Origin of the sequence: Raskinella chloraquaticus (SeqCode), from assembly GCF_021731865.1 — a bacterium.
In the GTDB taxonomy this organism is placed as follows: domain Bacteria; phylum Pseudomonadota; class Alphaproteobacteria; order Rhizobiales; family UBA4765; genus Raskinella; species Raskinella chloraquaticus.
Genome location: NZ_JAKFWN010000027.1, coordinates 1 through 24,399, shown reverse-complemented (window position 1 = coordinate 24,399; position 24,399 = coordinate 1). Strand labels below are relative to the sequence as shown.

General features: G+C 62.2%; 25 protein-coding genes. 5 read left to right on the top strand and 20 right to left on the bottom strand.

Annotated features, from left to right (window positions below; all coding sequences use genetic code 11):
• Window positions 1–240: 240 nt before the first annotated feature.
• On the bottom strand, window positions 241–1,242 hold the full coding sequence (locus ACINK1_RS09910) for an SIS domain-containing protein (RefSeq protein ID WP_376801853.1): 1,002 nt from the start codon (window positions 1,240–1,242) through the stop codon (window positions 241–243).
• Between the two features lie 161 nt (window positions 1,243–1,403).
• On the opposite strand from ACINK1_RS09910, the gene ACINK1_RS09905 reads away from it, so the two are divergent.
• Complete coding sequence (locus ACINK1_RS09905; RefSeq protein WP_376801854.1) at window positions 1,404–2,975, top strand: outer membrane beta-barrel protein; 1,572 nt, start codon at window positions 1,404–1,406, stop codon at window positions 2,973–2,975.
• A 9-nt stretch (window positions 2,976–2,984) separates the two neighbouring features.
• Here ACINK1_RS09905 and ACINK1_RS09900 read toward each other — a convergent pair whose 3' ends face one another.
• From ACINK1_RS09900 to ACINK1_RS09885, 4 genes are all read right to left on the bottom strand, one after another.
• Window positions 2,985–3,806 carry a transporter substrate-binding domain-containing protein gene (locus ACINK1_RS09900; protein WP_376801855.1) on the bottom strand — a complete coding sequence of 274 codons (822 nt, stop codon included), beginning with the start codon at window positions 3,804–3,806 and terminating at the stop codon, window positions 2,985–2,987.
• A 66-nt stretch (window positions 3,807–3,872) separates the two neighbouring features.
• Window positions 3,873–5,255 carry an FAD-binding oxidoreductase gene (locus ACINK1_RS09895; protein ID WP_376801856.1) on the bottom strand — a complete coding sequence of 461 codons (1,383 nt, stop codon included), beginning with the start codon at window positions 5,253–5,255 and terminating at the stop codon, window positions 3,873–3,875.
• Window positions 5,252–6,076 carry a creatininase family protein gene (locus ACINK1_RS09890; RefSeq protein ID WP_376801857.1) on the bottom strand — a complete coding sequence of 275 codons (825 nt, stop codon included), beginning with the start codon at window positions 6,074–6,076 and terminating at the stop codon, window positions 5,252–5,254. Before ACINK1_RS09890 ends, ACINK1_RS09895 begins: the two co-directional genes overlap by 4 nt.
• A complete protein-coding gene (locus tag ACINK1_RS09885) occupies window positions 6,076–6,480 on the bottom strand; it encodes a RidA family protein (RefSeq protein WP_376801858.1) in 405 nt (134 codons plus the stop codon). The genes ACINK1_RS09890 and ACINK1_RS09885 overlap by 1 nt, the downstream gene beginning before the upstream one ends.
• A gap of 108 nt (window positions 6,481–6,588) precedes the next feature.
• Between ACINK1_RS09885 and ACINK1_RS09880 the strand changes: the two genes are divergently transcribed.
• From ACINK1_RS09880 to ACINK1_RS09870, 3 genes are read left to right on the top strand one after another with little or no spacing between them, the layout of a single operon-like run.
• A complete protein-coding gene (locus ACINK1_RS09880; RefSeq protein ID WP_376801859.1) occupies window positions 6,589–7,911 on the top strand; it encodes a cytosine deaminase in 1,323 nt (440 codons plus the stop codon).
• Window positions 7,908–9,317: an FAD-binding oxidoreductase gene (locus ACINK1_RS09875; RefSeq protein ID WP_376801860.1), complete on the top strand. Its 1,410-nt coding sequence runs from the start codon at window positions 7,908–7,910 to the stop codon at window positions 9,315–9,317. The genes ACINK1_RS09880 and ACINK1_RS09875 overlap by 4 nt, the downstream gene beginning before the upstream one ends.
• Window positions 9,317–9,901 (top strand): NAD(P)H-dependent oxidoreductase, encoded by a 585-nt coding sequence (locus ACINK1_RS09870; RefSeq protein ID WP_376801861.1) that lies wholly within the window; start codon window positions 9,317–9,319, stop codon window positions 9,899–9,901. The genes ACINK1_RS09875 and ACINK1_RS09870 overlap by 1 nt, the downstream gene beginning before the upstream one ends.
• Window positions 9,902–9,907: 6 nt before the next feature.
• On the opposite strand, the gene ACINK1_RS09865 is transcribed toward ACINK1_RS09870, so the two are convergent.
• From ACINK1_RS09865 to ACINK1_RS09800, 14 genes are all read right to left on the bottom strand, one after another.
• On the bottom strand, window positions 9,908–10,408 hold the full coding sequence (locus tag ACINK1_RS09865) for an RNA pyrophosphohydrolase (protein ID WP_376801862.1): 501 nt from the start codon (window positions 10,406–10,408) through the stop codon (window positions 9,908–9,910).
• Between the two features lie 128 nt (window positions 10,409–10,536).
• Window positions 10,537–11,736, bottom strand: a complete 1,200-nt coding sequence (locus ACINK1_RS09860) for a divergent polysaccharide deacetylase family protein (protein ID WP_376801863.1) — start codon at window positions 11,734–11,736, stop codon at window positions 10,537–10,539.
• Between the two features lie 86 nt (window positions 11,737–11,822).
• Window positions 11,823–13,160 carry a S41 family peptidase gene (locus tag ACINK1_RS09855; RefSeq protein WP_376801924.1) on the bottom strand — a complete coding sequence of 446 codons (1,338 nt, stop codon included), beginning with the start codon at window positions 13,158–13,160 and terminating at the stop codon, window positions 11,823–11,825.
• Window positions 13,157–14,545, bottom strand: coding sequence for a murein hydrolase activator EnvC (locus tag ACINK1_RS09850; RefSeq protein ID WP_376801864.1), 1,389 nt, complete (start codon window positions 14,543–14,545; stop codon window positions 13,157–13,159). The genes ACINK1_RS09855 and ACINK1_RS09850 overlap by 4 nt, the downstream gene beginning before the upstream one ends.
• 48 nt (window positions 14,546–14,593) lie before the next feature.
• The gene (gene rlmH / locus ACINK1_RS09845; protein WP_376801865.1) at window positions 14,594–15,076 is read right to left on the bottom strand and encodes a 23S rRNA (pseudouridine(1915)-N(3))-methyltransferase RlmH; all 483 of its coding nucleotides are present in this window, start codon (window positions 15,074–15,076) and stop codon (window positions 14,594–14,596) included.
• Window positions 15,077–15,106: 30 nt separating this feature from the next.
• On the bottom strand, window positions 15,107–15,436 hold the full coding sequence (gene rsfS, locus ACINK1_RS09840) for a ribosome silencing factor (RefSeq protein ID WP_376801866.1): 330 nt from the start codon (window positions 15,434–15,436) through the stop codon (window positions 15,107–15,109).
• 175 nt (window positions 15,437–15,611) lie between these two features.
• The gene (locus ACINK1_RS09835; protein WP_376801867.1) at window positions 15,612–16,244 is read right to left on the bottom strand and encodes a nicotinate-nucleotide adenylyltransferase; all 633 of its coding nucleotides are present in this window, start codon (window positions 16,242–16,244) and stop codon (window positions 15,612–15,614) included.
• The gene (locus ACINK1_RS09830) at window positions 16,241–16,741 is read right to left on the bottom strand and encodes a hypothetical protein (RefSeq protein ID WP_376801868.1); all 501 of its coding nucleotides are present in this window, start codon (window positions 16,739–16,741) and stop codon (window positions 16,241–16,243) included. The genes ACINK1_RS09835 and ACINK1_RS09830 overlap by 4 nt, the downstream gene beginning before the upstream one ends.
• A 4-nt stretch (window positions 16,742–16,745) precedes the next feature.
• Complete coding sequence (locus tag ACINK1_RS09825; protein ID WP_376801869.1) at window positions 16,746–18,035, bottom strand: glutamate-5-semialdehyde dehydrogenase; 1,290 nt, start codon at window positions 18,033–18,035, stop codon at window positions 16,746–16,748.
• A 79-nt stretch (window positions 18,036–18,114) separates the two neighbouring features.
• Complete coding sequence (gene proB / locus ACINK1_RS09820) at window positions 18,115–19,245, bottom strand: glutamate 5-kinase (RefSeq protein ID WP_376801870.1); 1,131 nt, start codon at window positions 19,243–19,245, stop codon at window positions 18,115–18,117.
• A 15-nt stretch (window positions 19,246–19,260) separates the two neighbouring features.
• A complete protein-coding gene (obgE, locus tag ACINK1_RS09815) occupies window positions 19,261–20,313 on the bottom strand; it encodes a GTPase ObgE (RefSeq protein WP_376801872.1) in 1,053 nt (350 codons plus the stop codon).
• A gap of 114 nt (window positions 20,314–20,427) precedes the next feature.
• A complete protein-coding gene (rpmA, locus tag ACINK1_RS09810; protein ID WP_376801873.1) occupies window positions 20,428–20,700 on the bottom strand; it encodes a 50S ribosomal protein L27 in 273 nt (90 codons plus the stop codon).
• A 45-nt stretch (window positions 20,701–20,745) separates the two neighbouring features.
• Window positions 20,746–21,399 carry a 50S ribosomal protein L21 gene (locus tag ACINK1_RS09805; RefSeq protein ID WP_376801874.1) on the bottom strand — a complete coding sequence of 218 codons (654 nt, stop codon included), beginning with the start codon at window positions 21,397–21,399 and terminating at the stop codon, window positions 20,746–20,748.
• 258 nt (window positions 21,400–21,657) lie between these two features.
• A complete protein-coding gene (locus ACINK1_RS09800; RefSeq protein ID WP_395760097.1) occupies window positions 21,658–22,347 on the bottom strand; it encodes a corrinoid protein in 690 nt (229 codons plus the stop codon).
• A 130-nt stretch (window positions 22,348–22,477) separates the two neighbouring features.
• Here ACINK1_RS09800 and ACINK1_RS09795 point away from each other — a divergent pair, with 130 nt between their 5' ends.
• The gene (locus ACINK1_RS09795) at window positions 22,478–23,491 is read left to right on the top strand and encodes a fatty acid desaturase (protein WP_395760096.1); all 1,014 of its coding nucleotides are present in this window, start codon (window positions 22,478–22,480) and stop codon (window positions 23,489–23,491) included.
• A 72-nt stretch (window positions 23,492–23,563) separates the two neighbouring features.
• Here ACINK1_RS09795 and ACINK1_RS09790 read toward each other — a convergent pair whose 3' ends face one another.
• Complete coding sequence (locus ACINK1_RS09790; RefSeq protein ID WP_395760095.1) at window positions 23,564–24,022, bottom strand: Csp1 family four helix bundle copper storage protein; 459 nt, start codon at window positions 24,020–24,022, stop codon at window positions 23,564–23,566.
• Window positions 24,023–24,399: the final 377 nt, after the last annotated feature.

Here is a 24,399-nt window from a genome sequence, read left to right as displayed (position 1 = left end):
AGCGCCCCGAACTGTCGAGGCCACATGGCGAAAGGCTGGTGATCTCCTCGACCTCTTCGCCCCGAACGAATGCGCAAACTATCTCAGAAACTCAGGATATGCTTCCGTCTGAAAACAGCATGCTCTAGAGCATTTTCCGGCCAGCTGGATACTGGTTGGCTGACAGAAAATGCGACAAAACAAGAAGATAGAGCGGAAAATTCGATTGAATCAGATCTGAAGCCGCTCTAGAAAAACGCCTCACACGACGCCGACCCGCAGCAGATCATGAAGATGGAGCAGGCCGACCGGCCGCTCATCCTCGACCACGACAAGAACGGTGATCGAGCCGCTCTGCATCATCTCGACCGCTTCGGCAGCCAGCGTGTCGGGCGCGATGGTGCGCGGCGCCTTGGTCATGACACTGTCGACAACGCCGTGAAGGGATTTTGCCGCCAGCGCCCGGCGCAGATCACCATCCGTGAAAAGGCCAGCCAGTCGCCCGCTCTCATCCACGACGACAACGCAACCAAACCGCTTGGCGCTCATCGGCACGATGGCCTCGGCAATCGTCGTACCTTTCCGCACCAGCGGCAGTGCCTCCCCGCCATGCATGAGTTCGCGCGCAAGCTTCAGGCCGGCACCCAGACGCCCGCCCGGATGGAGCAGGCCGAATTCACGCGCCGTGAACCCGCGCGCTTCCAGAAGGGCAACGGCAAGTGCATCGCCAAGCGCCATTTGCATGGTCGTCGACGTGGTGGGCGCCAGCCCGTTGGGACAGGCTTCCGCCGCCTTGGGCAGGATCATGGCCCCGTCCGCCGCCCTGGCGAGCGCCGACCCCTCATCCGAGGTGACGGCGTAAAGAGCCACCGAAAAGCGCGTCGCATAGGCGACCACAGGCGCGAGTTCCGCAGTTTCGCCTGACCACGACAAGGCGAGAATCACATCATCCGTCTGGATCATGCCAAGATCGCCATGCGAGGCTTCGCCAGGATGGACGAAATAGGCAGGCGTACCGGTCGAGGCAAGTGTAGCTGCAATCTTGCGCCCGACATGCCCCGATTTGCCGATGCCGGTCACGATGACCCGCCCTTTGCCTGCAAGTACCGCTGCAACACAGCGATGGAAGGCAAGACCGGTAGGCCCGGCAAGCGTGTGGACCAGGAGATCAAGGCCGGCACGCTCGGCCTCGATCGTCCGGATAGCCGAAGCCACCGCGTCAAGCACAGCTTCTTTGCGCAGAGGTGAATTCAAACCGTTCATCAGCCCATTCCTGTTCGATGCAATCCTAGCCTTTCACCGGACCGGGTGAAACCCCGAATGCATCTGCAACCCGCAACGTAACCACTGGTTAACCACGCGCATTTACCGTCCGTTCACCAGTGCAGGTGGTGGAGAGGATGAGAGCAGGGACTACGCGGTCGATGAGGCGCGCTGGCCTTGCCGCGTTGGCGGCGGCAGCCCTGTGCCTGTGCGACCCCGCTTTCGCTCAACGCGCGCCTGCGCCGGAAGACCCGCTTCTGGTCAATCCCGACGATGCTCTGCCGCTCCCGCGCAACGCGCCGCAAACCGGGCTGCGAGGCGCTCTCGCACCTGCCTCCGACACCGATAGCGCGACACGTCTCGACACCACGACCCAGCCGCCCGCCGACCCGCTCGATCCTGCATCCACCCGCCCGCCGCCGCGCCCCGTTCCACGCACCAGCGCTGCCGTTCAGGCCGTGGTGCGAGCCCCGCTGCGCACCCAGATCACGCCGCCTGTCCTTGCACCCGTCCTCGATCCGCGCGCCTCCACCACCAGCGGGCCGCCGCCGCCCGCGCCGGTGGCACCCCAGCCAGCCTCAATACCCGATCCCAACCCCTACGCGCCGCTTGGCATCACCATCGGCGCCTTCACGCTGCGCCCGGCGGTTGAAAGCGGAGTTGGCTTTACCAATAACGCCAACGGCAATACCACCGGTCAGACCCGCACCGGCTTCACCCGCAATGCCGCCGAAGTCCTGATCAATTCCAACTGGAGCAATCATGCGCTTGGCTTGCGGCTGCGCTATGAACGCGAGGATTTCTTCACCTCGCAAGTTGAAGCGCGCAACAATATCGACGTCCAGGCGACCGGGCGCATCGATGTGCGTCGCGATACTCAGCTTGATTTCGGCGCCGGCTTCCGCCGCGTGCCCGACAGTGCCTTTACCTTCAACCTGCCGGTAACCGCCTTTGGTCGACCTGATCTCGACACCACGACCGCCAATGCCGCCATCACCCAGCGCTTCGGCCGTGTCGCGGTGCGGCTGCGCGGGCAGTTCGATGCGCTGCGCTATGGCCAAACGCAGCTCGTCGGCGGCGGCAGCCTGTCGAATACCAGCCGCAATCTCGACATCACCACAATCACCTTGCGCGGCACTTACGACATCACGCCGCAATTCAGTCCGTTTGCGGAAGTGGCGTTCAACCGCCGCAACTACCAGGTCCCCGTTGATCTGTTCGGCCTTCGTCAGGGATCGGAAGGGCTGACGCCCCGCGGTGGCCTGGCCTTCAACCTCGGACCGGCGCTGAATGGCGAAGTGGCGCTGGGCTACCTGCTGCAACGCCAGCGCGAGCCGACCATCCCGAACGTTGAAGGGTTGACCGTTGATGGCGCGCTCGCCTATCAGCTCTCCGGCCTCACAACCTTGCGCTTCATGGCCCGCAGCGGCGTCCTCGACAGCCAGCAGGTCGGTGGCTCGACCGGCGGCTTTACCCGCGATCTCTTCTTCACCGTCGAACACGCCTTTCAGCGCAATCTTCTGGCCACCGCCACGCTCAACCTCGGCCTTGACCAGTTCGCCGGCATCACCCGCGCGGACAAACGGCTGATGAGCATTCTGGCCCTCACCTGGCGGTTCAACCGCAACGTGTCCTTTACCACACGCTATGTCTATTCACGCGTTGACTCAAACATCCCCGGCGTCGCCCAGTCCTCCAGCAGCATCGAAGGCGGGCTGCGCATTGAATACTGACCGTCTGTTTCAGTAACGGGCACCGGCAGGCGCAATCTTGTCGTTCTGCCGCCCGGCCTTGTCGAAGACCTGACGCAGCAGACCATTTGCCTTTGCCTCCTCGATAAAGGCGCTGGCATAGGCGAGCGCCGCCGGCCTGCCCTTGGGCACCGCAATGGCAATTCCTGTTGTCTGGAACGCGTCATCGAGAATGCGCGCACCCGGCACGTCCTTGACGAGGCCTGTCAGCGAATCGCGTGACAGGGCCACGGCATCAACCTGTCCGGCCTTGATCAGCGCGATCGCCTCACCGACGGAAGCGACATCGGTTACGGTGGCAAGCGGCATCGTCTCGCGGGCCTTGCGAACGGTCGTCGTGTTGGAGATGCCGACAACCCGGGTACCGGCGCGGTTCAGCTCGCCATTGCTCCTGACGCTGGAGCCAGGCGCCACCATGCAGGTGCTCTCCAGCGCGAAATAGGCAGGGCCGAATTCAACCTTGGTCTTGCGCTCGGCATCGACCGGCATGAAGGCGACATCAATCGCCGCCTTGGCCGTAAGTTCGACAAGCTCTCCGGAATTGGGCGCGGCCACGATCTCCACCGGCACGCCGAGCTTTTTGGCAAGCGCCTCGCCAAGGTCAACCGTGATTCCCCTGGGCATGCCGCTGGGATCCTTGACCACGAAGAACGCCGAAGCCGACGGCGCAAACGCCACACCGACCCTGAGCTTGCCACTTGCCGCCAGTTCAGCGCGCGCCGCCTCATCTGCTGCCATTGCCTGTCCCCCTGTGATCAAACCAATGCCAAGACTGGCTATCGCCGCCAGGGCGCCATAGGATGCCGTGACCATTTGTTTCCCCCGCTTTTTTGTGAACAGATTAAAGGCGCGTCCCGCTAACAGCGCAAGGGTCCACACCTATTCGGCCGCCTGGCGGCGATGCGCCTCCTCAAGGCTCGGCAACCGGCCGGGATTGAGCAGGAAATACGGGTCGGACTGACGCTTCAGGCCCTCCTGATCCGCCTTGATCCGCTTCCATCCCTTGCCTTCCAGCGTGAAGATATGCGGATTGGCGACCTGAAGCCCGTTATCTTCAAGGATCGTCATGATCTCGAAGAGCCGCTCGGGCGTGGTGAACTTGACCAGCGGCAGGGAGGAATTGGTAAAGCTGCCAAGGCGGCGTTGAAATTCGAGATGCCAGAAAATCTCGCCGGCAAACGTCGTCTCCGCCCAGGCAAGCCGTTCGATATTGCGCCCGGCCGGGAACAGGACCTGCAGATAGGTGATCGAGGGATCAAGGCGGATGGCGTGCAGCGTCGTGTGGTTCCAGCAATATTCGTAAAGCGGCGGCATCGCGCCATCATGGAAAAATGCCGCCCGCCGGGCTGCCTCGCTGTCGCGCTCGTACGCCATGCGCCCGCCATGGCGTGTGATATGGCGCCACACAGACGGGCGCTGCGGTTCGCTGGTCATGATGATGGCAAAGGCTTCATCAGCGCCAACCAGCGGCGCAATCCGCTTCAAATAGGGCGAAATGCCCGGTGCATGGACTGAGACAAGCTTCTTGGCGATAACCTGGTCCTCGATCAGCCCTTGCCCGAAGGAAGCTGCCGCGATCAAACTGGGAAAAGCGACGATCTGTTCGGCCCAGGGGAAGAGCGGCGCCGTCGGCAGGTCGATTTCAGTGACGATACCGTTGACGCCGTAAGCATGGACCGCCTGCATCACCTCATCGCCTTCGAGGCGAAGCTCGCGCGGCTCCTCCTCCATCGTCATCAGACGCAACGCCTGCACCGCGCCCGGATCACCAATCTGCCCCCAGGTGCATGAGCCGACGCCAGCCGCCCCGCCGCACACGAAGCCACCGATGGTGGCGTGCTGGCGGGTGGAGGGAAACATCCGCAATTCAAAACCGCTGCTCTCGATCTCGCGGTCGATATCGAGCATCATCTTGCCGGCCTCGACCGTCACCAGGCCGGGAACATTGGCAAGCAGGCGATCAAGCCCGGTTGTTTCAATCACAATACCGCCGTCAAGCGGCACGCTCTGCCCGTAATTGCCGGTGCCGCCGCCACGTGTCGTCAACGCCACCCGATGACGGCAGGCAGATGCCATGATACGCCGCAATTCCTCGCGATTGGCCGGCCTGACGATGGCGCGCGCCCGTTTTGTCTCAAGCTGTGGTTTGAGGATCGGAGAAAACCAGAAGAAGTCGCGCGATTTGAGCTTGATCGTGGCCTCATCGGTCGCCACCGCAATACCCGCGATATCAGCAAGGAATTCCTCGACCGCGCCGGTCATCTTTGAGGCCCGGGATTGGGCTCGAACAGGTCATTCATATCGAATGCCGCCACATCGGCGATAAGGTCGACGAAGGCGCGGGCGATGTGGTCAATCGTCGCGCGGCCCTTGTCGGCGCTGGCAAGTGAGGCATCGCCCACCGTCCCCGCATCAGACAGATCCTGCGCCTGCCAGCCGAAGGCAGCCGTGCCATGTGCGCGCAAATGAGTAAAACGCTGGGCGAAACGCTCCTGCGCTGAGGCAAACCGCTCAGCCTTGTCCATGTGCACCAGATCAGGCCGCGCTGCCAGCATCACCGAGGTTTCCATGTCGCCACCATGGATGCCGTAACGATTTTCCCAGTCGCTGTAGAGGCCGGCGGGAAGCCCGGCCAGCCGCGACCAGTGGGTCGCCACCGCCAGCATGCCATGATCAACCCGCAACTCACGCGCCACGATGTCGAGCACCGAGATATTGCCGCCATGCGAATTGGCGAGAATAAGCTTCTTCACCCCTGCCCGCGCCACACTTTCGCCGGTCTCGACCAGAACCCGCGTCAGCGTGTCCCATGACAGGGTGAGCGTGCCGGGCGAGGCGATATGCTCATTCGATTTACCGATGGCCTGGATTGGCATGAAGGTCGCAGGAAGATCATCGGGCAGCAATTCAAGCACACGCGCCATATAGGCTTCGCCGATCGTCGTATCGGTCGACAGCGGCAAATGCGGCCCGTGCTGCTCGATTGCCGCAACCGGCAGGATCGCCACCCAGTTATGGCCGGGCGCACCGGCAAAATCCCGCGTGGTCATATCCTGCCAGCGGCGCTTGGGCAGCCTGGTCATCAGCGATCCTTTCGCATGGTCATGCTGGCCGCCACCGCCTCGATCTCGACCTTGAAGGCGGGATTGGCAAAGCCTGAGACAATCATCAGCGTCGACGCCGGTGGCGGGCTGGCGATATGCCGGTCACGGACCTTCATATACGCCTGAAGATGGTCGGCGGACGTGACATAGGCGTTGAGGCGGACGAGATCGCCAAAGCCCATGTCAGCTGACGCCAGCACCAGACCAATCGCCCGAAAGCACAGCGTGGCCTGATCTTCCGCGCTTTCGGGGATGATATCGTCTGGCGTGATGCCGAGTTGCCCCGAACAGAAGAGCAGACGGGCGCCCTCTGGCACCTCAACTCCAAAACTGTAATGGGCGAAAGGCGGCCGGATGCCGGCTGGCGTGTGATGGATGAACATGGCGCAAGGCTAGTGAGGGAACCAGCCCGGTGCAAGATGGGACGAGGTGCGACATGTGCTGTAAAAGCGGGCTTGCCCGAAACCCGCCATCATGCTGCTTTGCCGATCATGCAGTATGGCTTTGCCCGATTACCCGCCGACCGCCATTACATCATCGCCAACGCCCGGGCCCCGCGTTGTCTGGTGGATGGTGGCGATGATTTGCCGTCAAGCGATGATCTGGTGGCATTGTCGATCATGATCGCCAGTGACCGCATCGTGGGTGTCCTGCCACCGGATGCGGCGCCAGAAGGTGTGGCGCGGATCGATCTTGCTTCCGGCATCGTCTTTCCCGGCTTTGTTGACGTTCATACTCATCTCGACAAGGGACATATCTGGCCGCGCCGACGCAATCCGGACGGCACGTTCCAGGGTGCGCTCGACAGTGTGAAACACGACCGCAAGGCTCATTGGTCGCGCGAGGACCTATGGGCGCGCATGAATTTTTCTCTGCGCGCCGCACACGCCCACGGTACCGTCGCCCTCCGCACCCACATCGATTCGGCCTTTGGGCAGGAAGACATCACCTGGCCGCTGGTGCCGGAATTGCGCGCCGCGTGGAAAGGCCGCATCGATCTGCAGTTTTCGTCGCTTGCCTCGGCCGATCTCTTGTGCGAGCGCCCGTTTGCCAGCAAAATCGCCGGCCTGGTGAGCAAGGCCGGCGGCGCGCTTGGCTGCGTCACCTATCGAACGCCCAATCTCACAGCCGCCCTCGACAATGTGTTTGCACTCGCCAGCGAGCACGGGCTTGATCTCGATTTCCACGTTGATGAAACGCAGGACCCCGAAAGCCGGTCACTGGCGATGATCGCCGACAAGGCGCTGGCGACGCGCTTCGAAGGCCGCATTGTGGTCGGCCATTGCTGCTCGCTCACCCGCCAGCCGGAGGAAGAGCAGTACACCACCATCGCCCGGCTGGCCGCAGCCGGCATCGCCGTCATATCGCTGCCGATGTGCAACATGTATCTGCAGGAGCGCCATGCCGGCGTCACCCCGCGCTATCGCGGTGTCACGCTTCTGCACGAACTGAAGGCTGCGGGGGTTGACGTTGCAGTGGCTTCCGACAATACACGCGATCCTTTCTATGCTTATGGCGATCTCGATGCGCTGGAAGTCTATCGCGAGGCAACCCGTATCGCCCATTTCGACCACCCTGTCAGCGACTGGCCACGCACCGTCACGGCGGCACCGGCGCAGATGATGGGGCTGGCGCAATATGGCAGGATCGGCGCCGGGCGCGGCGCTGATCTCGTTCTCTTTCGCGCCCGTTCCTGGACCGAACTCCTGGCCCGCCCGCAAGCCGACCGTACCGTGATACGCGCTGGCCTGGCCATCGACACCACACTGCCTGACTATGCCGAACTTGACCCCTTTGTCGGACCGCCAAAATGACCGCGATTGCCAAACTGAAAGCTGAGCTGGCCGGCCTGCGCCTTGAAGAAAACATCGCCATTGTCAAACAGAAGAGCCGGGATTTTTTCTGGTACTCGCCTGTGCTGAAATCACAGCTTGATCACATCACCGCTGACCTCGTGGTGTATGCCACCAGCGAAGCCGACATTTTGCGCGTGCTTGCCGCCTGCTTTGCCCATGGCGTGCCAGTGACCGTGCGCGGCGCAGGCACCGGCAATTACGGCCAGGCCATGCCGCTTGCCGGCGGGCTGTTGCTCGATGTTTCGGCTATCAACGACATACGTCTCATTGCAGCTGGCCGCGTCATCACGGGCCCCGGCGCCATCCTGGGCGATATCGATGCCGCCGCCCGCGCCCATTCAAACCAGGAATTGCGCCTCCATCCCTCCACCGCCCGCACCGCGACGATTGCCGGTTTCATTGCCGGCGGCTCGGGCGGTGTCGGGTCGATCCAGTGGGGGGGATTGCGCGATCTGGGCAACATCATCCGCCTGCGCGTGCTGACGATGGAAGCAACGCCGCGCATTCTCGATATTCGCGGCGCTGACCTCCACAAGGTCTCGCATGCCTATGGCACCAACGGCATCATCACTGAAGTCGAGATGCCGCTGGCGCCCGCTTACGAATGGATCGAGGCGCTCGTCAGCTTCGATGACGTGATGAGCGCCGCGCGCTGCGCCAATGAGCTTGGCGTGATGGACGGGCTGTTGAAAAAGGAGTTGGCGGTGGTCGGTGCTCCCGTGCCGTTCGACTACTTCCTGCGCCATCAGAAATTCCTGACCCGCAATGACAGCGTCATCATTGCGATGATCGCCCCGCACGCCATCGACGCGTTTCAATGGGCGGTCGAGCAGTATAAGGGGCGCATCACTTTTCGTTCCGATGCCGTAAGCGCTAGCGACAGCAAGGGTCTGCCACCGGTCTATGAGCTGACATGGAACCACACGACATTGCGGGCGCTGCGGGTGGACCCGACGATCACCTATCTGCAGGTGCTCTATCCCGCACCCGGCCACCTGGCGCTTGTCGAGCGCATGCATCATCTGCTGGGCGATGAGGTGCCGGTCCATCTTGAATTCACCCGCTTCAACGGCGCCGTCACCGCCTTCGGCCTGCCCCTGCTGCGCTTCACCAGCGTTGAGCGGCTGGACGAGATCGTCCGCCTGTTTGAAGACAATGGTTGTCCGGTCTTCAACCCGCACCGCTACACGCTGGAGGAAGGCGGTATGAAACAATCAAATCCGGTGCAGCTTGCTTTCAAACGCGAGGCTGACCCCAAAGGGTTGCTCAATCCCGGCAAAATGATTGCCTGGGACGATCCGCATCATGATTTTTCTTCCGACAAGCTCTATCTCTTTCCCGGCATGCAGGACAGTGTCGGCTGATGCGCGTTCTGGTTCTCTACGCCCATCCCGCCGAAACCAGCTTCTGCGCCGAAATCAACCGGCAAGTCGCTCAAACCCTTCAGGATGGCGGGCATGTTGTCGACATGCTCGATCTCAATCTCGAGAAATTCAATCCCGTTCTGAGCCGGGGCGAGCGCCTTGGCTACCACGCGATTCCCGATAACCGCGCGCCGGTCGTGGATTACGTGCGACGCCTTCAGGCAGCTGACGCACTGGTGATTGTCACGCCGATCTGGAATTTTGGCTTTCCGGCGATCCTCAAGGGCTTCTTCGACCGCGTCTTCTTGCCTGGCGTGTCGTTCGAGATGAAGAAAGGCAAGGCTCGGCCCTGTCTGCATAATCTGCGCCGCCTGCTGGTGATCGCCACCTATGGCGGCACGCGCTGGCGGGCGCGTCTGATGGGCGATCCGCCGCGCCTCATCGTCAAACGCCTTCTGCGCGCCACCATCCGCCCTGGCGCCGCGATCCGCTATCTCGGTCTCTACGATATGAACCGCGCCGATGCCGCAACGAGGCGCCGCTATCTGCAGGCAGCCGGCGACAGCGCTGCCTCGATGCGATGATGATGTTCAGTCGCTGACGAATGGTCGAAAGGCGGTCAGTACCTTGAGATAGACATCGCGCTTGAAAGGCACAACGAGCCCCGGCAGTTCAGCCGCCTTTACCCAGCGCCAGGCGCTGAACTCGGCCTTGTAGGCCCCATCGCCCGGTCGCAGAACATCAATTTCCTCATCCACCCCGTTAAACCGCAGCGCGAACCATTTCTGCGTCTGGCCACGCCAGGAGCGCACCTTCGCCCCATAGGTTTTCGGAATGTCATAGCGATACCAGTCGGGCGTTTCCCCAAGAACGCTGGCACTGCGCACATTGGTTTCTTCATGCAATTCGCGAAAGGCGGCGGCCTGAGGTGCCTCCCCGTCGTCAATGCCACCTTGCGGCATCTGCCAGGGATGAGAGGGCAATGTGCTGCCGCGTTCCTTTTTACGCTTGCCGACAAAGACGAGACCATCGCCATTGATCAGCATGACCCCGACGCAGGGGCGATAGTCAGGGTGTCGATCAATCATCATCACGAAGGCAATCCGCTATAACATCGCTTTAACCGGCGCCAGGCCACTTATGGTGTTGCACATCTGCACAAATCTTGCTGTGTGAATGATCATCCTCGCGCAAGCGAACACCACTTGATCAACTCAGCCTACTTCGTCGCCGATGTCAGCACGCTGACCGGCACCAGAACAAAACCCTTGCGCTCTATCGCCTTGGCCCAGCGCGCCACGCGCTCGATCGAAATCGGCAGCGCCGAGGCAACGCCCATCGCAAAGCCCTTCTGCTCCGCTTCGCTTTCAAGGGCGGCGAGCGCTTCATCGATCCGCTGCTGGGTCGGCACCGCATCAATCGTCAGCGCCCCGCGTGTGAAGGCAATACCGGTCTGGCGGGCAATCTCGCGCGTGCGCGAGCGCGCCGCCGAACCATCATCGGCAAAGCTCAGACCGCGACGCTTCAATTCTGTAAACAGCGTCTTCAGCCCCTCCTCGCTGGTCACAAACTTCGCGCCCATATAGTTGGCAAGCCCGGTGAAACCGGAAAACCGCGTCATCGCCCAATGCAGCCGGTCGACATTCTGATCAACCGTTAGCGTCGACAGCAGGGTTTGCGGCCCGGGATCGTTGGCTGGAAAATCAAAGGGCTCCATGGGCATGTGAAGCATCACCTCATGGCCGTCGGAGCGCGCTTTGTTGACCTGCGCCTGCAGGGCGGAGCCGTAAGGCGCGAAGGCGAGCGTGACTTCAGCTGGCAATTTGGCAATCGCTTCACTGGTCAGATTGGCTGACAGGCCAAGCCCGCCAAACAGAACGGCAATGCGTGGCGCGGCGCTTGACCGGTTGGAGGCGGCCGGATCGAAGGGGCGCGCGTAGAACGCCGACGGCTTCGTGCCATCAGGCGCGATCCTGGGAAGCAGCCCGTGACGGCTCTTCTCCACCAGCCGCGGCTCGGGCGCCGCGCGCAGCACGCGACTGCCAGGCGCGTTGGGAACATCGATAATCCGTACCTGGCCCTGACCGGACGCTCCACCGGGCGTGATGATCTTGACCTGCGAATGCTCGCCTGCCGGCGCCGCGCTGCCATCCTCGCCCGCGGCCACCGGCGCTGCGGCTTCGTCAGCTTCATGCGCCGGCGTGGGCGATGCTGATGGCGGCGCGATGACTGGCAGCGACGCCTGGATAATCGGCTCGCCGCCATAAGGATCTTTAACCAGAAGCACCCATGCCGCGACACCGCCGGCAACCAGCACCCACAGGCAAAGAACGGGGACAAGACCGATCTTGATCCTGATGCGCCTGTTCTGCACCCAGCCCGCGAGCGGGCGATAGAGCGTGTCGATTGCTGTTGCCATGAAAGTGTCGCCACCAACCCCTGTGCATGTCACGCTTGCACAAGGGTTGGTAACGAAAGGTTAACCGCGTTTACAAAAAGCCGAATTTAGCGAACCGAACCCTGCTTGCCAGGGGTCGCCTGCGGCGGGAAGGCGGCATTCTGCGTCTGCCCGCGCATCAGCGACAGCGCCATCTGCAACTGATTGTCTTCCAGCGGGTTGGCGGCGACATAGCTTGAGGACGCCGTTTTCTCTTCGCCTTCGGCCTTCAGATGACCACGCAGCGCCGCCTCGCCCTTGGTCTCGGTCTTGGCCCGGTCGGCTTCCGGCAGGTCAGGCTGCAGCAGAATGTCCGGATCAATCCCCAGCGCCTGGATCGAGCGACCCGACGGTGTGAAATAGCGGGCAGTTGTCAGACGTATCGCCCCGTTCTGCTGGCCAAGCGGAATAATGGTCTGGACCGACCCTTTGCCGAAGGAGCGGGTGCCGAGAATGGTCGCCCGCTTGTGGTCCTGCAGCGCACCCGAGACGATTTCGGAAGCGGAGGCCGAACCGCCATTGACGAGCACGATCATCGGCTTGCCCTTGGTCAGGTCGCCGCCACGCGCATATTCCCGCCTTGTATCCTCGGGACGGCGGCCACGCGTTGAAACGATCTCGCCGCGGTCGATGAACGCCGACGACACCTTGATCGACTGGTCGAGCAGCCCGCCAGGATTATTGCGTAGGTCGAGAATAAAACCCTTCAGTTTTGGGCCCAGCGCCGTCGAGATCTGCTCGATTGCGTTGCGTACACCATCCGTTGTCTGTTCGTTGAACTGGGTGATGCGGATATAGCCGACATCCTCGCCTTCCTGGCGCGAACGCACCGAAACGATCTTGATGATGTCACGGACGATCTTGATCTCGACCGGCTCGTCGAGACCCGGCCGCTGTACCTTGATGGAAATGGCGCTGCCGATAGAGCCGCGCATTTTCTCGACCGCCTGCTGCAAGGTGAGGCCAAGCACCTGATCCCCGTCGAGCGAAACGATGAGATCACCGGGGCGAACCCCGGCGCGTGCTGCCGGCGTGTCGTCGATGGGGGCCACGACCTTGACCAGCCCGTTCTCCATCGTCACTTCGATGCCAAGACCGCCGAATTCACCGCGCGTCTGCACCTGCATGTCACGGAAGCTGCGGGCCGACAGGTAGCCGGAATGCGGATCAAGCGCTGACAGCATGCCGTTCAGAGCGGATTCGACCAGCTGCTCATCTTTCGGCTGATCGACATAATCGGCACGCACGCGCTCGAACACATCACCGAAAAGATTGAGCTGGCGATAGGTATCAGCCGTCGCGCCTCGTCCTTGCGCCGGCGCAAAGAACTGCAGATGCGATGTCGCCAGCATGGTGCCGACGCCCAGGACCGCTCCAAGAACCATGTAAGATGTCTTCTGCATTATCCGCGCGCCTTTTCCGAATTCGTTGCCCACCACGGGCCTGGATCGACGGTCACCCCGTCTTTTCTGAACTCAATATAGAGTACCGGCCGCGAGGAATCGAGATCCAACGCTGCTGCGGTTGCAAGAATGGTTTGGCCCATCTGGGCCAGGGACTCACCGGCAAGAACAAATTGACCAGGCTCGACCGTAATCTTCTCCATGCCTGCCAGCAAGATGTGATGACCACCACCGACATTGACAATGACGATCTGGCCATAGGAGCGGAAAGAGCCGGCATAGACGATCCAGCCCTCGGCTGGCGACGTGACGGTTGCCCCCGCGCGCGTGCGCAGGAAAACACCACGAGATGTCCCACCGATCCCGTCATCATCCCCGTATCGCCTGAGAATCTGGCCGGAAGCAGGCAAAGTGACCTGCCCCTTGATCTGCTCGAAGGCAGGGCCGGCCTGCGGCAATTTGGCCGAAGGCAGGGCGGCAACCCGCCGGTCGCCGGCGCGCGGCGTGCCATCGCGGTTCACGTCAACGTTATCGGCCGGGGCAGATGCGGCGGCAGAAGCAGCTGCCGCCTTGGCCGCAGCGTCAGCTTTCTGGGCGATGTCGAGCGCGCTGTCGAGGCGCGACAAAAGATCACGTGTGTTCTGCGCGTCCTTGGCCAACTCTTCAATGCGCTGCCGGCTGAGGCGCACATTCTGCTCGGAACTGGCCAGCTGACGTTTTTTTTCCTCGGTCAGGAGATCAAGTCGGGTGCGCGTCTCGCCCAGCGTGAACAATTGCCGTTGCCGGATCGAAATCTCGGTCGCGATGGCTGTGCGGATGGAGCGCACCTGCTCCAGATCTTTAAGCACGACCTCAAGCTCGCCCCGCAACTCCGGCAAAACCGCCCCCAGCACAATGGCTGAACGGACGGTCTGCAGCGCGCTTTCCGGCGCCACAAGAATGGCGGGCGGCGGGTTGCGGCTCATTTTCTGCAAGGCGGCCAGAAGCTCGGCGATGATGTCGCGTTTGCCGGCGAGAACCTCACGCGCAGCGATTTCCTGGCGGGCGAGGTCGCCCAGCCGCGCTTCGCCAGCCGAAATATCGCTTTCCGCCTGCTGAACAGCGCTGGCAGCGAGGACAGCCTGGCGTGCCAGCTCCTGCCGGTCGCGCCTGAGGGCATCGATTTCATCTTCAAAGCGGCGAAGCGTCGCGCCATCAAGCGACAGGCGGGCATTGATTTCTTCCAGTTCGCCAGCCCGCTGCTGGCGCTCGCTTTCAAGGCGCTCGGCGCTTGGCTGCGCCATCACGCCTGATGGCGCCTGCCATAGCCACAGGCAAAGCCCGACGCCCGCCGCCAGACGTGCCGCCACCGGCCAATACCTGGTTCGTTTCGGCAGCGTAAATTCCATCAGGGGTTCCGTCCCTCCATCCGCCGGCCAACGCATTATGCTCACGCGTCACGCCCGATGATAGGGATGACCGGTTAAAATGGTGAAAGCACGATAAATCTGTTCCAGCAGCATGGCGCGAGCCAGCAGGTGCGGCCAGGTGGCAGCGCCCAGCGACAGGACGTGATCAGCCGCCGTGATGAGCCCCGGCGCCAGCCCGTCAGCGCCGCCAATCACAAATGTGACGCTCTCCTTGCCCGCTTCCCGCCATTGCCCCAGCAATCCGGCGAACGCCTCGCTCGACAGATTCCGGCCCGATTGGTCAAGCGCAACCAGAACCTGGCGGCTGCCGGCCTCCGGCGCCAGCAACGCCGCTTCCGCCATCTTGCGTTCTGCGGCACTGCGCGCCCGGCTTTCGGCGATTTCGCGAATGTCGACTTTTGTTACACCGAAGGCGCGACCAAACTGTTCGGCACGTTTGAGGTAACGCGCCGCCAACGCCCCTTCCTCGCCCGCCGCAGCTTTGCCGACGGACCGGATGATGATGCGCAAACGAACTCTCCGCCAGGCAGAATAACGCGCTCAGGCCGCCGGCCTCTCCTTGGGGCGATCATCCGACCACATCTTTTCAAGATTGTAGAATGAGCGCACTTCGGGCCGGAAGAGATGGATGATGATATCACCCTGATCGACCAGCACCCAATCGCCCTGCTTCAGGCCTTCAACACGCAGATGCGTGTTTCCCGCTTTTTTCAAGGCGATCTGCACTTGCTCGGCCATCGCCGACACATGGCGCCCCGACCGGCCGGTTGCCACCACCATGAAATCGGCGATGGAGGTCTTCCCGTAAAGTGGAATGGCAACAATCTCCTCGCCTTTGGCATCGTCAAGCGCGGCGAGGATAAGGTGCAAGGTGGCTTCCGCTTCGGCCAGGCCGGGAACGGAGAGGTCGTGAAGGGTCTCAGGGGACCCGGACCGCGTTGCGGTGATCAGTGGGATATCCTTTCCTGCTCAGGAACATCAACACCACGCTAACAAGCGCATGCTGCGATGCAATCATTAAGAATAGGTAGATTTAAGCGAATTTTCAACCGGAATGATCAGCGCCCTTGCGCTCGCGCAGCATGGTTGAGGACTGGGGCATGCGCCGCGCATGAAGAAAAATCCAGGCGGGCGGCGCCATGAGGGCAAGCTGATCGGCATCGCGTTCACGCCGGCGGCAGGCGCGCAACGCTTGGGCCGCCCGCGACGACAGCGGCGCATAGCTTGCTCCCGGCCGATCAATGATCGCAAGCGGCACGGTGGCAGCGATGCGTTCCCAATCCTGCCAGCGATGAAAATGGGCCAGATTGTCAGCGCCCATCACCCACACAAAACGGACATGCGGGCAACGACGCGTGAGATAGTCGATAGTATCGCAGGAATATCTGAGGCCAGCGCGCGCCTCGATATCGCTGATGATGATCCGCGGATCAGCAATCAAGGATCGCAGGGCGGCAGTGCGGGTGGCAACATCAGGCAGCCTGGCGCTGTCCTTCAGCGGATTGCCCGGCGTGACCAGCACCCACAAACGGTCGAGCGCCAGGCGCGCCAGGGCGGTTGTCATCACCGCCACATGGCCGGCATGCACCGGATTGAAACTGCCGCCGAACAGACCGATGCGCTGGCCCGCCGCGTGCGCCGGCAAGGAAACCAGCCGCGCGCCGGCAACCTGTCTCACCTTGCGCCTCCGATATTGCGTCGCGCCAGGAAGGCGGCCAGAGCGGAGGCGCCGCTGAAGAATGGCGAATAGATGATCGTGCTGATCCCGTCATCGACGCATATGACCCCGATCAGGCTCAAGTGCCGAATGGCGCGAACCTCGTTCCACCGCACGAAGCGTCCCTTGCGCCACGGGTCCCACGAACCGATCCCCTCGACCGTCCAGAAGACGTGATGGAACAGAAGAAAGCACGCGAGGGCAGCGATGACCACGATGTAGACCACGCACATCACGAGCGCGAGTGCCCCCGAATAATCGCGCACATAGGAAGAGAGCCAGATCACCACGCTGATGCCAAACGCCATCACCAGCACCGTCCACAACATCGGGCCGGATGGGGTGAGGCGATGCACATCCTGACCCTTGCGCCTGACAGTGGCAAAACGGGCGATCAGGTTCGATAACAGGGCCAGCCCCGCCGTTGTTATGAAACCGATGAGCAGCCAGCGCAGCATTGCCTCAGGCCCGGATCTGGCCATGCCCGCGCAGGCGGTAGTTGAACGATGTCAGCTGTTCCACCCCAACCGGACCGCGCGCATGAAGCCGCCCGGTGGCGATGCCGATCTCGGCACCCATGCCGAATTCCCCGCCATCGGCAAACTGCGTCGAGGCGTTATGGAGGACGATGGCTGAATCAACCTCGTTGAGGAAGCGCTCGGCGGCAATCGCATCACCGGTGACGATCGCCTCCGTATGGCTTGATCCGTAGCGCGCGATATGCGCCATCGCCGCGTCGATGTCATCGACCACGCGCACCGCGATGATGGGCGCCAGATATTCAGCATGCCAGTCAGCGTCACTGGCGGACCGTACGCGCGGATCGAGAGCGAGCGTCGCCGCATCGCCCCGCACTTCGCACCCCGCAGCGATGAGCGCGTTGACGAGAGGCGCAAGATGCGAGGCAAGAGCCGCCTTCTCAACCAGCAGGGTTTCGGCTGCGCCGCAGACTTCCGGGCGCCGCATCTTGGCATTGAGGACGATCCGCTCGGCCATCGCCAGATCAGCCGTGTGATCGACATAGATGTGGCACACGCCCTCAAGATGGGCGAATACCGGCACCCGCGCTTCCGCCATCACCCGCTCAACCAGGCTTCTGCCGCCGCGCGGCACGATGACATCGATTGCGCCGTCGAGCCCGGCCAGCATGGCACCAACGGCGGCGCGGTCAGCACTCCCCACCAGCTGGATCGCGTGGCGGTCGATGCCCGCTTTATCAAGCCCTGAAACCATGGCGCCGTGGATGGCCTGAGCCGAAGCAAGGCTGTCTGACCCGGAGCGCAGAATGGCGGCATTGCCGGCAGCAAAACACAGCGCGCCAGCGTCAGCCGTCACATTGGGACGGCTTTCATAAATGATGCCGATGACCCCGATGGGCCGGGCGACGCGCTCGATCACAAGGCCGTTGGCCTGTGTCCAGCTGGCAAGCACCTTGCCAACCGGATCAGCCAGTGCGGCGATCGTCTCGATGCCGGCTGCTATGGCCTCAACCTTTGCGCCATCAAGGCGCATGCGATCAACAAACGACGATGCCAGGCCTTTCTGTGCGGCTGCCGCAAGATCATGATCATTGGCAGCCAGAATGGCATCACTTGCCGCGCGGATCGCCTGCGCCATCGCTGCAAGCCCGGCCTTTTTTGTGCGGCTGTCGAGCCGGCGCACGACAGCCTGTGCCGCACGCGCCTGCCCGCCCATGGTGAGCAGCAAGGCCTCGACTGTTGCAGCGTTGCTGGGCGTGAGCGGGATGTTCATGATCGTCCCTTGCGTCTGGCATCACCATAGAAAAGGAAGCAGCCAAGAAAAGAAAGAGGGGGCGGCCAAAGCATGTAATTCATCTGCCCGCGCCGCCCGCAAGCGTCATGTCATCGCGATGGATCATAGCGCTGCGCCCCTTGAAGCCAAGGACAGCAGCGATATCCTGCGACTTCTTGCCGACCAGAAGCTGCGCATCGCTGATATCATAGGCAACCAGGCCCCGGCCCATTTCATGGCCATCAGCCCGTTTGATGATCACCGCGTCACCGCGCGAAAACTGCCCTTCAACGCGCAGCACGCCAGCGGGAAGCAGGCTCTTGCCCGTGGACAAAGCGCGCGCCGCCCCGTCATCGATGACAACCGCGCCACGTGGCTCCAGCGCCCCCGCGATCCATGCCTTGCGCGCCGTGACAGGATCGCCCTTGGGCAGGAACCACGTCGCCCGCCCTCCGGCATCGAGACGGGCAAGGGGGTGCGCGCCCGCCCCCGAGGTAATGACCATGAAGGTGCCTGAGGCGAGCGCGATCTTGGCCGCCTCGATCTTGGTTGCCATGCCGCCCCGCGCCAGCTCATTGGCCGAGGCGCCGGCCATCGCCTCGATCTGCGGCGTGATGCTGTCAACTTCGGCAATCAGGCTTGCATCCGGATCGCGCGCCGGCGGCGCCGTATAAAGCCCGTCGATATCAGAGAGCAGAACCAGGCAGTCGGCGCTCACCATGGACGCAACGCGCGCTGCCAGACGGTCATTGTCGCCATAACGGATTTCCGTGGTCGCTACGGTATCGTTTTCATTGATGACCGGCACCGCGCCATGGGCAAGCAATGTCTCGATCGTCGCCCGTGCATTGAGATAGCGCCGCCGCTCTTCAGTGTCCTGCAATGTAAGGAGTATCTGCCCCGCCACCATGCGGTGAACCTGCAGCGCCTGCGACCACGCACGTGCCAGAGCGATCTGGCCAATGGCAGCCGCCGCCTGACTTTCTTCAAGCGCCAGAACCCCGCGGCCAAGCTTCAGTAAATTGCGGCCAAGGGCAATCGCGCCCGACGAGACGACCAGCACCTGTGTGCCGGCAGCAGTCAGACGGGCAATATCCTCCACCATCGCCGCCAGCCATGCTTCATGCACCTCGCTCTTGAGGCTATCGACAAGCGTTGCTGACCCGATCTTGATGACGACGCGGCGAAAATCGGAAAGTTTGCGGCCCATGCCGACCCTCCGCGTTCAGGGTGACCAGGGCGCAGGCGAGAGCGGCACCTCCGCCATATCGACGCGATCCTCGCTGCCGCGTGCACGATCGATGATCGCGAGCAGCGCAAACAGCACCTCGCGCACCCCGGCACCCGACACCGCTGACAGGAGATAGGGCGCGCGGCCCGTTTCCTCGTGCAGGCTTGCGGCAATCGCCGCGAGCGATGGCGCATCAAGCGCGTCGATCTTGCTGAGCGCCAGAATTTCATCCTTGCTGTCGAGACCCTGGCCATAGGCTGCCAGTTCCTCGCGCACAATGCGGTAGGCGCCAATCGGATCGGGACCGGTCGCATCAATCAGATGCAGCAATACGCCGCAGCGTTCGACATGGCCGAGGAAACGATCACCCAGCCCCGCCCCTTCATGCGCGCCTTCGATGAGGCCCGGAATGTCCGCAAGCACGAAATCACGCTCGCCCACACGCACCACGCCGAGACCAGGATGAAGGGTGGTGAACGGATAATCGGCAATCTTCGGCCGGGCGGCCGAGACGCTTGCCAGAAAGGTTGACTTGCCGGCATTGGGCAGGCCGACCAGCCCGGCATCAGCGATGAGTTTCAGCTTGAAGAGCAGCCACATCTCCGCGCCCTCAAGGCCGGGATTGGCATGGCGCGGCGCACGGTTGACCGACGATTTGAAATAGGCATTGCCGAAACCGCCATTGCCGCCTTTGGCAATCACCAGTTTCTGGCCGATCTCCGTGAAATCAGCGAGCAAATTCTCATCGTCTGCATCAAAGATCTGCGTGCCGAGCGGGACTTTCAGCACCACGTCGGCACCGTTGGCGCCATGGCGATTGCGCCCCATGCCGTGGCCGCCGATCTTGGCCTTGAAATGCTGCTGATAGCGGTAATCGATGAGCGTATTGAGACCCTGCACACATTCGACGATGACACTGCCACCGCGCCCGCCATCGCCACCGTCAGGCCCGCCATATTCAATGAATTTCTCACGACGAAACGACACCGCGCCCGCGCCACCATCGCCGGCCTTCACCCATATCTTGGCCTGATCAAGGAATTTCATGTGCGACTGGTCGAATTCGAGAGGGAATATTGAACAACAAAGGGAGGCGGATGCCCGCCTCCCCTGTTGATAATCATACGGTCGGGGCGCGGAACAATCGAGCGCCCGGCAGGGTCACTCGGCAGCGACTGGAACCGGCGGGAGCACCGCTACGCTCTGCTTGCCGCCCTTGGAGGTACGAAAGCGCACCACGCCCTCGGCGGTGGCGAACAGCGTATGGTCCTTGCCCATGCCGACATTCGCACCCGCATGCCAACGCGTGCCGCGCTGACGCACGATGATGTTGCCCGAGATCACCGTCTCGCCGCCAAATTTCTTGACGCCAAGCCGCTTCGATTCGGAATCGCGACCGTTACGCGATGAGCCGCCTGCTTTTTTATGTGCCATGTCACCGTCTCCCGTGGGAGGAATTGAGAAAAAGAATACCCGAACTTACTTATTTTTGCTGTCTGTAGCCAGTTCCGCCTGATCGACCTTGGCGCGAGGTGGCTTGCCGGCGAGAAGTTCCTTCGCCTGCTCGACCCATTCCTCACGCGTCGCGCGACCACGCAGCGCCAGTTCCTTGTCGAATTTGGCAAGCTCATCCGGACCCCAGGCAGCAATCTGGCTCCAGCTGGTGATGCCGGCTGCAATCAGCTTCTTTTCGATCGTCGGTCCGATGCCGGAAATCAACGACAGATTATGGCCGGCCGCACCTGCCGTGCCTGCCGCAGGGGCGGGCATGGGTGCTGCTTCCGGCTTGGCTGCCTTGGCTTTGACCGACGGCTTGGCACCGCCCAGCAGGATGTCAGTGATCTTGACGATCGACAGATCCTGGCGATGACCGCGCTTGCGCCGCGAATTCTGCCGGCGCCGCTTCTTGAAGGCGATCACCTTCGGTCCGCGCGCCTGTTCAACCAGCATGCCGGCAACCGACGCGCCCGAGACCATCGGTGCACCGACCTGCAGGCCGGCCCCGTCCTGCACCAGCAGAACGTCGTTGAAAATGATCGTTTCGCCTGCCTCACCGGGCAGGCGCTCAATCGTAATCACATCCTCGGCGGCAACCTTGTACTGCTTGCCGCCGGTTTTGATGACTGCGAACATTGTTGACCTCGTTCGTCCCAACCTGCAAAGGCGGTCGGCTTTTTCAGTCGTTGACCGGAATTGGTGACGGTGCATGCGACCACCAGGTCGCTTGCGCCCGCTTTGACGACAACCGCGCCGGCTGCCACCAAAAGATGCGGCGCGGCTTCATCAGCCGCGCCAGCGGCGTTGTGACTACCTAATTCGCGCCTCTGCGTCAAGAATGGAGTGAGCGACCGGCGCGCTTTTCAAATTCGCGCGGAAACAGCCTGTCCGCGCTCACGCCGTCCGTGCTGCGCCTTGCGTGATCAGGCGGCGCGCTGTCTCAACCGCAACCGAGGCATCGCGACAATAGGCGTCAGCGCCGATTTCCTCGGCGAACCGTTCATTGACCGGCGCGCCTCCGACCAGAACAATATGCTGATGGCGGATGCCCTTCGCCTTCATCGCTTCAATCACCACCTTCATATAGGGCATTGTCGTGGTGAGCAGGGCTGACATGCCAAGAATTTCGGGGCGGTGGGCTTCCAGCGCATCGAGATAGCGCTCGACCGATGTGTTGATCCCCAGATCGATCACCTCGAACCCGGCGCCTTCCATCATCATGCACACCAGATTCTTGCCGATGTCATGAATGTCGCCCTTGACGGTGCCGATCACCATCTTGCCGACCTTGGGTGCGCCGGTTTCAACCAGCAACGGCCGCAGGATCGCCATCCCCGCCTTCATGGCGTTGGCAGCCATCAACACCTCCGGCACGAAGAGAATGCCATCACGGAAATCGACGCCGACGATACGCATGCCTTCAACGAGGGCTTTTGTCAGCACGTCATAGGGCGTCCAGCCGCGCGCCAGCAGAATGCGGGTCGCCTGCTCGATTTCGTCCTTCAGCCCGTCATAGAGATCCTGATGCATCTGAACGACGAGGTCATCGTCAGCCAGAGCGGAGAGGTCGATATCATCGTTCATGGCGCCCGCGCTTAAGTATTATTCCAGCGTTATAAGCCATTGACGAATAAGTGTCCAAGGCTGCATTCCTTAGGTCTTGTGATTTCAGAGTGATTCGTCGGGGCCGCACTCTTGGAGGCACATCCACATCATGATCGAAGACAACATGCGCGCCGTCGCACCGCGTGCTGGCGTCGAATGGCCGACGATTGCTCTGATCGGCCTTGTTTACAGCGCCTGGCTCGGGCTTACCTGGTTTCACGATGCCATAGCCCTGCCGCTATGGCTCATCGCAGCCGCGCTGTGTGGCACCTTGTGGGGCTCCCTCCAGCACGAGATCATGCATGGGCACCCGACCCGCTCCCGCGCCCTTAACGAGGGCCTGGCGACACCCCCGCTCTGGCTGTGGCTGCCCTATGAGCGCTACCGCCAGACCCATCTCTGCCATCATCGCGATGAGCGCCTGACCGACCCGCTGGATGACCCGGAAAGTCGCTACTGGCGCGGCGAGGACTGGCAGAAACTGTCCCGTCTCGAGCGTGGTCTGGTGACCGCACAATCAACCCTCGCCGGGCGGCTGCTCATCGGCCCGTTCTGGTCAATCGCCATGTTCTGGCGCGATGAAGGGCGGGCGATCCTGATCGGCGAGCCCAAACGGCTTCGCATCTGGCTCTGGCATGGTGTGTGGGTCGCACTCGCCCTGTGGTGGATCATCGCCATATGTGGCCTGCCCTTTTGGCAATATGCGCTCGGCTTCGCGCTGGCGCCAACCGCCATCACCTTCATCCGCTCCTTTGCCGAGCATCGCGCCTGCGACGAGATCGAGAAACGAACGGCCATCATCGAGAATTCTTGGATCCTCGGGCCACTCTTCCTGTTCAACAATCTGCATTTCGTCCATCATCGCCATCCCGGCCTGCCATGGTATCGACTGCCTGCCGTCTACCAGCAGCATCGCGAGGATTTCCTGCGTGCCAATGACGGCCTCGTTTACCAGGGATATGGTGAGATCTTTCGTCGTTATCTTGTCAGGGCTCATGACAGCACCTGCCACCCCACCGGGCGCGCTCTGTTTCGAAACGGCGCATTGCCGACAAATCCGCGCGCCCCGCCCAACGACATCGTTGCGGATGATGCTGCGGGAACCCGGCTGGCCACTCGCTAGGCGCGAGATTTAGCCCACTCGCGTCACCCGTTCACAACCGGCGGTCAGCGATCGCCATGCGCGCGTGTCGCCTCAGGCAGAAATAAGCTGTTTGCACTCGCGAATGCACACGGCGCAGGCTTCCGCACAGACCTTGCACTCGGCGTGGTGGCCCGCGTGCTTGCGGCACTCGGTCTCGCAATCGGCGCACACGTTCAAGCAGGCCTTGGCAAATTCCTTCAGCTGGCCATGGTCGAGGACTGCGAGGCGGACGAGGGCCTGGCAAACCGGGATTGTCGCCGAGACCAGCGGCGCGCAGATCTTGAGAGACGTGTCACCAGTGCCGAGCACCTTCAGGCAGTGGGCGTGGCAGATTTCAGCAGCAGCCAAACAGGCGCCTGCCGCCGCCAAAAGCGCCTTGTGCTTTGGATCGCCGTCCGCAGCCATAGCGGACCCCGTCCCGACGACGGGCAGGCTCGCCCAGGCGGCAGCGGCCGCCACGCCCAGTGCGAGTGTGCGGCGCGTCAGTCCAGGATTAATCTTGGGAAGCATTGCAGGTTCGTCCTCTGATAGGTGGTGTCGAACCCGATATCGGGCCCGCTTCGACCGATAATCGACCGCCCCCGAACCTGTCAAGCGATCGCGACGGCACTCACGCTGAGTTGCGCGCCACGTTACTTCCACTCGACCTTCAAGACCTCATAACTTCGCGAGCCCTTGGGCGTGGTGACCTCGCCCGGACGTTCATCCACCGAGCGATCTGATCTTGCCAGCCGTTCCGACCGTATTCTAACCGCCGGGCTTTTCCTTGATATCAGCCGTGTGGCCGCCCGAGATTTCCAGGAGTTCCTGCGGCGTCAGACGAAACACCGCATTGGGCGTTCCAGCCGCAGCCCAGATGAACGGCAAGACCATCAGATCCTCATCGA